This is a genomic window from Pseudomonas sp. DE0157, assembly GCF_007678615.1.
GTDB lineage: Bacteria > Pseudomonadota > Gammaproteobacteria > Pseudomonadales > Pseudomonadaceae > Aquipseudomonas > Aquipseudomonas parafulva_B.
In genome coordinates this window covers 1-535 of record NZ_VEJN01000044.1, presented here as the reverse complement: position 1 = coordinate 535, position 535 = coordinate 1, and the positions used below count along the sequence as shown (strand labels likewise).

The window sequence follows — 535 nt, the reverse complement described above, 5'->3', positions numbered from 1 at the left end:
ACCATCACTGCCGACCAAACTTCTGTTGCCGAGAACGTCAAACCAACGTTCACCGTGCAGATCAACAAAGCCCTGGCCAACGACCTGGTCGTGACCCTGAGCAACAACGCTCAAGTCACTATCAAGGCCGGCCAGACTGCTGTTTCCTACGAGCACGCAGCACAGGGCGACGACGTCTACAAAGACTCCGGCGAAATCAGCCTGGGCATCAAGTCGGCAGCAGACGCTGGCGGCCGTACCTTCGAAAACCTGCAGCTGGGTAACGATGCCTCGGTCAAAGTGACTGACACCATCGACGAAGTTGTAGCCAAGCTCACCGCCACCGATTCCGTAACCGAAGGCGGTCAGATCACCTACACCGTGACCCTGACCAACAAAGACGGATTGCCGATCAACAATCACGCTGAGTTGTACTTCCACCTGAAAGACGGCACCACCGTCGTGGTTCCTGCCAACAACACCGTAGGTTCGGCCACCGCCACTGCACCGGACAACGTTTATGTGGGCACGAACCCTGCTGTCGTGAACTCGATCG

Annotated in this window: 1 protein-coding gene; it reads left to right on the top strand. The window is 57.0% G+C overall.

Annotated elements, in window-relative coordinates; genetic code table 11:
• Window positions 1-535 (top strand): immunoglobulin-like domain-containing protein (locus tag FS777_RS21265; RefSeq protein ID WP_145257592.1); only part of this gene is annotated, 535 nt, incomplete at both ends.